This is a genomic window from Mycolicibacter sinensis, assembly GCF_001667945.1.
Classification (GTDB): Bacteria; Actinomycetota; Actinomycetes; order Mycobacteriales; family Mycobacteriaceae; genus Mycobacterium; species Mycobacterium sinense_B.
On the sequence record NZ_LZJK01000133.1, the window covers coordinates 24,643 to 32,494 of the forward strand.

At 71.3% G+C, this 7,852-nt stretch carries 8 protein-coding genes and 1 pseudogene; 5 read left to right on the forward strand and 4 right to left on the reverse strand.

Going from position 1 to position 7,852, the window contains the following annotated elements:
- The first annotated feature begins 12 nt into the window (after nt 1–12).
- The 4 genes from rpsD to truA all read left to right on the forward strand — a co-directional run bounded on the left by rpsD (nt 13) and on the right by truA (nt 3,192).
- Nucleotides 13–618, forward strand: coding sequence for a 30S ribosomal protein S4 (rpsD, locus tag A5694_RS17440; protein ID WP_064923443.1), 606 nt, complete (start codon nt 13–15; stop codon nt 616–618).
- 69 nt (nt 619–687) lie between these two features.
- Nucleotides 688–1,731 (forward strand): DNA-directed RNA polymerase subunit alpha, encoded by a 1,044-nt coding sequence (locus A5694_RS17445; protein WP_064923445.1) that lies wholly within the window; start codon nt 688–690, stop codon nt 1,729–1,731.
- Nucleotides 1,732–1,790: 59 nt separating this feature from the next.
- On the forward strand, nt 1,791–2,348 hold the full coding sequence (gene rplQ / locus A5694_RS17450; RefSeq protein ID WP_064923447.1) for a 50S ribosomal protein L17: 558 nt from the start codon (nt 1,791–1,793) through the stop codon (nt 2,346–2,348).
- Nucleotides 2,308–3,192 carry a tRNA pseudouridine(38-40) synthase TruA gene (gene truA / locus A5694_RS17455; RefSeq protein ID WP_064923466.1) on the forward strand — a complete coding sequence of 295 codons (885 nt, stop codon included), beginning with the start codon at nt 2,308–2,310 and terminating at the stop codon, nt 3,190–3,192. The genes rplQ and truA overlap by 41 nt, the downstream gene beginning before the upstream one ends.
- A gap of 27 nt (nt 3,193–3,219) precedes the next feature.
- On the opposite strand, the gene A5694_RS17460 is transcribed toward truA, so the two are convergent.
- Complete coding sequence (locus A5694_RS17460) at nt 3,220–3,849, reverse strand: cutinase family protein (protein ID WP_064923449.1); 630 nt, start codon at nt 3,847–3,849, stop codon at nt 3,220–3,222.
- A 58-nt stretch (nt 3,850–3,907) separates the two neighbouring features.
- Complete coding sequence (locus A5694_RS17465) at nt 3,908–4,612, reverse strand: cutinase family protein (RefSeq protein ID WP_064923452.1); 705 nt, start codon at nt 4,610–4,612, stop codon at nt 3,908–3,910.
- Nucleotides 4,613–4,718: 106 nt separating this feature from the next.
- Between A5694_RS17465 and eccB the strand changes: the two genes are divergently transcribed.
- The gene (gene eccB, locus A5694_RS17470) at nt 4,719–5,822 is read left to right on the forward strand and encodes a type VII secretion protein EccB (protein WP_064923454.1); all 1,104 of its coding nucleotides are present in this window, start codon (nt 4,719–4,721) and stop codon (nt 5,820–5,822) included.
- On the opposite strand, the gene mycP is transcribed toward eccB, so the two are convergent.
- Nucleotides 5,764–7,023 carry a type VII secretion-associated serine protease mycosin gene (mycP, locus tag A5694_RS17475; RefSeq protein ID WP_064923456.1) on the reverse strand — a complete coding sequence of 420 codons (1,260 nt, stop codon included), beginning with the start codon at nt 7,021–7,023 and terminating at the stop codon, nt 5,764–5,766. The genes eccB and mycP overlap by 59 nt on opposite strands.
- 26 nt (nt 7,024–7,049) lie before the next feature.
- Nucleotides 7,050–7,852: pseudogene (locus A5694_RS24170) on the reverse strand (hypothetical protein); the annotation flags it as partial.

The following is a 7,852-nucleotide window of genomic DNA, read 5'->3' on the forward strand; positions in this document are numbered from 1 at the left end:
GTTTAGAAAGAGATGGCTCGTTACACCGGACCCGCCACCCGCAAGTCCCGCCGGCTGGGCGTCGACCTGGTCGGCGGCGACCAGGCATTCGAGAAGCGGCCCTACCCGCCCGGCCAGCACGGCCGCGCGCGGATCAAGGAAAGCGAATACCGGCTGCAGCTGCAGGAGAAGCAGAAGGCGCGCTTCACCTACGGCGTGATGGAGAAGCAGTTCCGCCGCTACTACGAGGAAGCGGTGCGCCGCGGCGGCAAGACCGGCGAGGAACTGCTGCGCATCCTGGAGAGTCGGCTGGACAACGTCGTCTACCGGGCCGGCCTGGCCCGCACCCGTCGGATGGCCCGCCAGCTGGTCAGCCACGGCCACTTCACCGTCAACGGTGTGAAGGTCGACGTGCCCAGCTACCAGGTGTCGCAGTACGACATCATCGACGTCAAGGACAAGTCACTCAACACGGTGCCGTTCCAGATCGCCCGGGAGACCGCGGGCGACCGCCCGATTCCGGGTTGGCTGCAGGTGGTCGGGGAGCGGCAGCGCATCCTGGTCCACCAGCTGCCGGAGCGCGCGCAGATCGACGTTCCGCTCACCGAGCAGCTGATCGTCGAGTTCTACTCGAAGTAACACCCTGCACTGAGCTGTGCAGGACCGACCGGCATCAAATAGCGGGTGCCGAGAAGGAGATAGAAAACAATGCTGATCTCGCAGCGACCGACCCTGTCCGAAGAGGTTGTGGCCGACAACCGGTCTCAGTTCGTCATCGAACCGCTGGAGCCGGGTTTCGGTTACACCCTGGGGAACTCGCTTCGGCGCACCCTGCTGTCGTCGATCCCCGGCGCGGCCGTCACCAGCATCCGCATCGACGGTGTGCTGCACGAGTTCACCACTGTCCCCGGCGTCAAAGAGGATGTCACCGACATCATCTTGAACCTCAAGGGCCTGGTGGTGTCCTCGGAGGAGGACGAGCCGGTCACCATGTACCTGCGCAAGCAGGGCCCGGGCGTCGTCACCGCCGGTGACATCGTGCCGCCGGCGGGCGTGACGGTGCACAACCCCGACATGCACATCGCCACCCTCAACGACAAGGGCAAGCTCGAAGTCGAGCTGATCGTCGAGCGCGGTCGCGGTTACGTCCCGGCCGTGCAGAACAAGGTGTCGGGCGCCGAGATCGGCCGGATCCCGGTCGACTCGATCTACTCGCCGGTGCTCAAGGTGACCTACAAGGTCGAGGCCACCCGTGTCGAGCAGCGCACCGACTTCGACAAACTGGTGCTGGACGTGGAGACCAAGAACTCCATCAGCCCGCGCGACGCGCTGGCCTCGGCCGGCAAGACGCTGGTCGAATTGTTCGGTCTGGCACGGGAACTCAACGTCGAGGCCGAGGGTATCGAGATCGGGCCGTCGCCCGCCGAGGCGGACCACATCGCGTCGTTCGCGCTGCCGATCGACGACCTGGACCTGACCGTGCGGTCCTACAACTGCCTCAAGCGCGAGGGTGTGCACACGGTCGGGGAGCTGGTGGCGCGCACCGAGTCCGACCTGCTCGACATCCGTAACTTCGGGCAGAAGTCCATCGACGAGGTCAAGGTGAAGCTGCACCAGCTCGGTCTGTCGCTCAAGGACAGCCCGGCCAGCTTCGACCCGTCGCAGGTGGCCGGCTACGACGTCGCCACCGGCACCTGGTCGGCCGACACCGGCTATGACGAGCAGGACTACGCCGAGACCGAACAGCTCTAGCAGAATTCCGTCCCGGCCCTACCTGATACGGGGGCCGGCCCCATTTAGGAGAAGTCGCAATGCCCAAGCCCACCAAGGGTCCCCGTCTCGGCGGGTCGTCCTCGCACCAGAAGGCGCTGCTGGCCAACCTGGCCACCTCGCTGTTCACGCACGGCCGGATCAAGACGACCGAGCCGAAGGCGCGGGCATTGCGGCCGTACGCCGAGAAGCTGATCACCCACGCCAAGAAGGGCACGCTGCACAACCGGCGTGAGGTGCTCAAGAAGATCCGCGACAAGGACGTGGTGCACTCGCTGTTCGCCGAGATCGCCCCGCACTTCGCGGACCGCAACGGCGGCTACACCCGCATCATCAAGGTCGAGGCGCGTCAGGGCGACAACGCCCCGATGGCCGTGATCGAGCTGGTCCGGGAGAAGACGGTGACCTCCGAGGCCGAGAAGGCGCGCAAGGCGGGTGCCAAGGCGGCCAAGGCCGAGAAGCCGGCCAAGGCCGAGAAGGCCGAGAAGCCGGCTGAGGAATCCGCCGAGACCGAGAAGGTTGAGGAGCCGGCCGCTGAGGCTGCGGCTTCCGAAGCTTCTGAGGCCACCGAGACGGCCGAGGCCACCGACGAGTCCTGAGTTCGGGGCCGAAGTTCGGCTTCGGCTCGACATCGCCTACGACGGCACGGATTTCGCCGGCTGGGCGGTACAGAACGGGCAGCGCACCGTCGCCGGCGTTCTCGAAGAGACGCTGGCGACGGTGTTTCGCACTCCGGTGCGCCTCTTCGCGGCGGGGCGTACCGATACCGGCGTGCACGCCACCGGGCAGGTGGCACACGTCGACGTTCCGACCGGGGCACTGCGGCACGCCTACTCGCGGACCCGGCGGGACGGCGAGCCGGAATTCCTCGCGCTCACACGCCGGTTGGCGCGTTTCCTGCCGGTGGACGTCCGGGTGCTGCGAGTGCAACGGGCGGCGCCGGACTTCGACGCCCGGTTCTCGGCGCTGCGGCGCCACTACGCCTACCGGCTCTCGACCGCGCCGTATGGGGTGACGCCGCAGCTGGCCCGCTACGTCACCGCCTGGCCGCGCCCGCTGGATGTCGACGCGATGACCGAGGCATCACGAAACCTGTTGGGCCTGAACGACTTCGCGGCGTTCTGCCGTCACCGCGAGGGCGCTACCACCATCCGGGATCTGCAGCGGCTGGACTGGGAGCGTGAGGGCGATCTGGTTACCGCGCATGTCAGCGCCGACGCGTTCTGCTGGTCGATGGTGCGCTCCTTGGTCGGGGCGGTGCTGGCGGTCGGCGAACACCGGCGCAGTGCCACCTGGTGCGCCGACCTGCTGCATGCCACTCGCCGGTCCAGTGATTTCACCGCCGCCCCGGCGCGCGGCCTGACCCTGGTCGGGGTCGACTACCCGCCGGACGATCAGCTGGGGGCGCGCAGTGTGATCACCCGGGACCTGCGGACGCGCTGAGCGGCGCGCGCTAAAAGGCAACGACAGCTAGAGCAGGCCCGCGACGAACGAGGCGGCCTGGTTGGTCATGCCGGGGGTGTAGCCGGAGTGGGCGGCGAAGTTGCGCCCGGGGGAGCAGACCGGGTCGCCGTCGGTGCACAGGTCGATCGTCTTGAACCCATAGGCGGGGCTGTTCGTCAGGGGCTGGCCGATCTTGTTCGAGGGGTTGCCGAACACCGCGATCGCCGCGATGTGGTCGGCTGCCTCGGGCGGCAGCGGCGCGGTGAACCCGAAGCCGGGCACCGGCGCGGCGGCCACCACGTCGACGATCGCCGCACCCTGCGAGTACCCGCCGAGAACCAGGCGGGTGCCCGGGCAGTTCTCCACCATCCACATGATGTGGCCGCTGGCGTCGTTGGCGCCGTCGGCCGCCCGGCCGAAGTCGTAGCTGGCCGGGTAGTTCACCGCATAGGTACCGATGGAGCGGGAGGTCTGACCCCGCAGTGCGCTGACGAAGGCGTCACCGACGCGGCCCAGCCCCGGCGGCTCGTTGGTGCCCCGCGCGAACACCACCTCGGCGTCCGGGCACCCCTCGGCGGAAGCCGTCGGGGACGGGACGGGGCTGACCAGCAGCGCTGCAGCGGCGGCGCAGGCCGCCAGGATGCGGTATGCCTTCACAGCGAAGGATATTAACGAAACAAAAAATTGATGTGCTAACTAACCTGGCCGTTGCAGGTCAGCGCGCCAGGGGTTGGGTGTCGGGCGCGGGGCCGGCGGCGCGGAGCCGGCCGGCGATGAAGTTGGCCGCCTGGCTCGTCAGCGCCGGGATGTACCCGTCGGTGTGGTCGGTCCACTCGTTGCCCGGGCCCTCATGGCAGATCGGGTCACCCGGGTTGCACAAGTCGATGGCCTTGGAGCCGAACAGGGCGCTCTGCACGCTGATCGGACCGCCGGCGCGATCGGCCGGGTTGCCGAAGGTCGCGACCGCCACCACCTGATCGGCGTATTCGGCCGGCAGCTGGTTGCCCCAGGTGATACCGCCGACCTGGGTGCCGGTGACGATGTCGATCACCGAGGCGCCCTGGGAGTAGCCACCCAAGACCAACTGGGTGTCGGGGCAGACGTTGGCGGCGTCCTTGACGCGCCGGATCACGTCATTGGCGCCATCGCCGCCACCGAGCTGTAGCCGGCCGGCGGGGTAGTTCACCCCGTATTCGTCGACCCGCTTGGAGGTTTGCTGGCGCAGCGAGTCGATCATCGCCCGGCCCACCCGGCCGACACCGGGCGGCTCGCTGGTGCCGCGGGCGAAGATGACCTCCACGTCGGGACAGTCGTAGGCGCCGGCCGCCGGGATGACCGCGGGAGCCACGACCGGGACGGTTAGCAGTGCGCCCGCCATCAACGTCGCACAAAAAATGCTGCTCAACTGAACAAAACGCATAGCGGAATGGTACCGAAGCCGGTTTCCGGCGCGGACAGGCCTGTGGATGGCCGTACGCCGTCGGCCGCTGCCGCGGTTAGCGTCGTCGGCACGGGAACGGGGGTGCATGACGGCACCAACGACGACACAGCTGCAGCTGGGTGCGCACCGATTCGCCGCCCGCCGATTGGAGCGTGCGCTGCGGTGCGGGCAGCCGGCCGGGGGTCCCGCGCCGGGCCGGGCCGGGCTGGGTCTGGGCTGCCTGATCAGTGTGATCGTGGTGGCCGGCGCTCTGGTGTTGGCCGTCGTGCGGCCGCAACCGGGCCTCGGTGACGCGCCGATCCTGCTCGACCGCGCCTCTGGGGCGCTGTATGTCCGGGTCGGCGACACAGTCCATCCGGTGTTCAACCTCGCCTCGGCGCGCCTGATCGCCGGCCCCACCACCCCGCGGCCGGTCGCCGGAACCGAGATCAGCAGGGCCCGGCGGGGGCCGCCGCTGGGCATCCCCGGTGCCCCCGGCGCGCTCGGCGCGGCGTTGGCGGCGACGGCGACCTGGTCGCTCTGCGACGACCCGGCCGGCACCACGTTGATCGCCGGGGCCGACCCGCTGCACCCGGCGGGTATCGACGCCGACGAGGCCGTGCCGGTCAGCTCGGAGTCGGCAGCTGTCTACCTGGTGCGGCGCGGCCGGCGGACACCGGTCAACCCGGCCGATCCGGTGCTGGAATCCGCGGCGCCACGGCGGGTGTCGTCGCTGTTGCTCAATGCGGTTCCCGAGGCCCCGCCGGCGAAAGACTTCGCCGGCCGGGTCGCCGAGTGGCCGGCCGCGGCGGTGACGCTGTGCGCCCATTGGCGGGCCGACGATCCGGTCGGCGTCACGCTCTCTGCCGGTGTGGGCCTGCCGCTGCCGACGGGCGCGACGCCGACGGTGCTGGCCCAGGCCGATGGCCCGGGCCCCGCCTTGGACGCGGTGTATCTGCCGCCGGGCCGCAGCGCCTACCTGCGGGCGGCCGGTGTCTCCGGCCGAACCGGTGGGGCCGGCTACCTGATCGACGAGACCGGGGTGCGGTTCACCGTCGAGGACACCGCCGCGGCACGCAGCCTGGGCCTGCCGGAGACGCCCGCCGGGGTGCCGTGGCCGATGCTCGCCGGGCTGCCGGCCGGCCCCCGGCTCAGTCGCGAGCAGGCGCTGCTGGCGCACGATGTCGTGCTGCCAGCGCCCGGCCGGTGAGCACCGCCAGCAGCAGTGCCAGCAGCCCACCGGTGCCGGTGATGGCGGTGCGCAACCCAGGGGCAGCCGCGCCGGGCTCGACAGCCGGCGGGGCCGACGGTGCCGGACGGGCCGGTTCGGGAACCCGCCGGACGGTCGGTGCCGCCTCGAAGCTGACGGCCGCCAGCGGATCGATCACCCCGGCGCCGACGACGTCGTCGCGCCCGCCGGGCGGGTGGCGCGCGGTGGCCTTGATCCGGTCCATCACCTGCCGTGGTGTCCAGTCCGGGAAGCGGGCCCGGATCAGCGCCGCCAGACCGCTGACCACCGGCGCGGCGAAGCTGGTGCCGCCGGCGTTGGTGGCCATCGCATCACCGACGGTGCTCAGCGACAGCACTGCCTCGCCGGGCGCGGCCACGTCGACCCACGGGCCGGCCCGGGTGAACGCCGACGGGGCGCCATGGGCATCCACCGAACCGACCGTCAGCACGTAGTCGTCGTACCAGGCCGGGCTGACGATCATCGGCCGCTCGGCATCGCAGCCGTCGTCGGTGTTGCCCGCCGCGCTGACCACGACGGCGCTCTTCTCCTCGACCGCATACGCCAGCGCGGCGCCGAGTGCCCGGTCGTCCAGGCCGGAGCCCTCGGGCCGGCAGGCCACCGCGGAGATGTTGATCACCGCCGCCCCCAGATCGGCGGCGATGCGCACCGCCTTCGCCAGGGTGTCGACGTCGCCGACCCCCGGTCCGTCGCCAACGGTGCCGAATCGGGTGCTGGACTGGCGGATGCCGATCACGGTCGCCAGCGGCGCCACACCACTGAACCGGTCGGCGGGATCCGGTGCGGCCCCGATGATTCCGGCGACCAGGGTGCCGTGCCCGTCGCAGTCCTGGGTGCCGTTGCCGGTGAACACATAGTCGCCGCCGCCCACCAGCCCGGGCAGCCGTCGATGCGGCGCGACGCCGGTGTCGATCACCGCCACCCGCTGGCCGGCGCCGCGGGTGAGCGCCCAGACCGCCGGCAGGTCCAGCCCCTCGAGCTGGGTCCCGGACGCAGCGGGGTCCAGCGTTGGCACCGCGCACGCGTCCCGCTGCACGGTGGGCCGTGCCGGTGCGGCCGGCGCCGCGGCGGGCAGCCGGGAGCTGTCGATCGGGGGTGGTGCGACCGCGTTCGCCGGCGGCACGCACTGGGTCGTCCCGGCGATGGCAGCGGCGGCGGCCATCCGGGCGACCCTGGTGCTGCGCACGCTCAGCCCAGACCCAGTCCGCGGGCGGCGCCGTAGGCCCCGCAGAGCCAGCAGGCCAGGGGCACCAGCATGCCCAGCGCCAAGCTCTCCAGTACCTCGGCGCCGCGGCGGGCCCACGGGGATGCGGGCGGTGCGGTGAAGCCGAAAACCACTGCGGCACCGGCCAACGCCGCCGCCACCGCGGCCGGCCACGGCCCGCAACCCGCGGTGAGAACGGCGATCCCGATGGTGGTGACCCCACCCGCCAGCAGCGCCGCGATCTGTGAGCCGTCGGTGTGGGAGCGGGCGCGTAGCAGCAAGGCCGCGCCTGCCGCCGCTGCGAACGCGACACCGACCGGTCGGGGCACGCCGTCGACCGGTTGCCCGGCGGCGACGCCGACGGTACCCAGCACCGCTGCGACTGCTGACGCGGCGACCAGACCGGTCAGCAGGTCGTGGGCCTCGCGGGCCGGACCGCGGGTCATCACCGCGATCCGGCTCGCGGCCCGGATCAGGCCGACGGCGCCGGCCGCCGTGGCAGCGCCGACGGCTTGCCCTGAGATACCGGTTGCGGCACAGCCCATCCCGACGACGGCGGCGGCTACCGCCAACCCGGCCAAGCAACACAACGTCGTGCGCAACGCACCGCTACATCCGCTTGCCGGCAGCGCAGCGGCGGCCACGGTCCCGGTAGCTGCGAGAGCCAACAGCGCATTCGGGGTGCCGGGCCCACCGGGAACGGCCACGAAACCCGCGACGCCGGCCAGGGTGGATGCCGCGAGCGCGGCGGCGAGCCGGCGAGCGACCGGACTCCACGGTCGGGCCG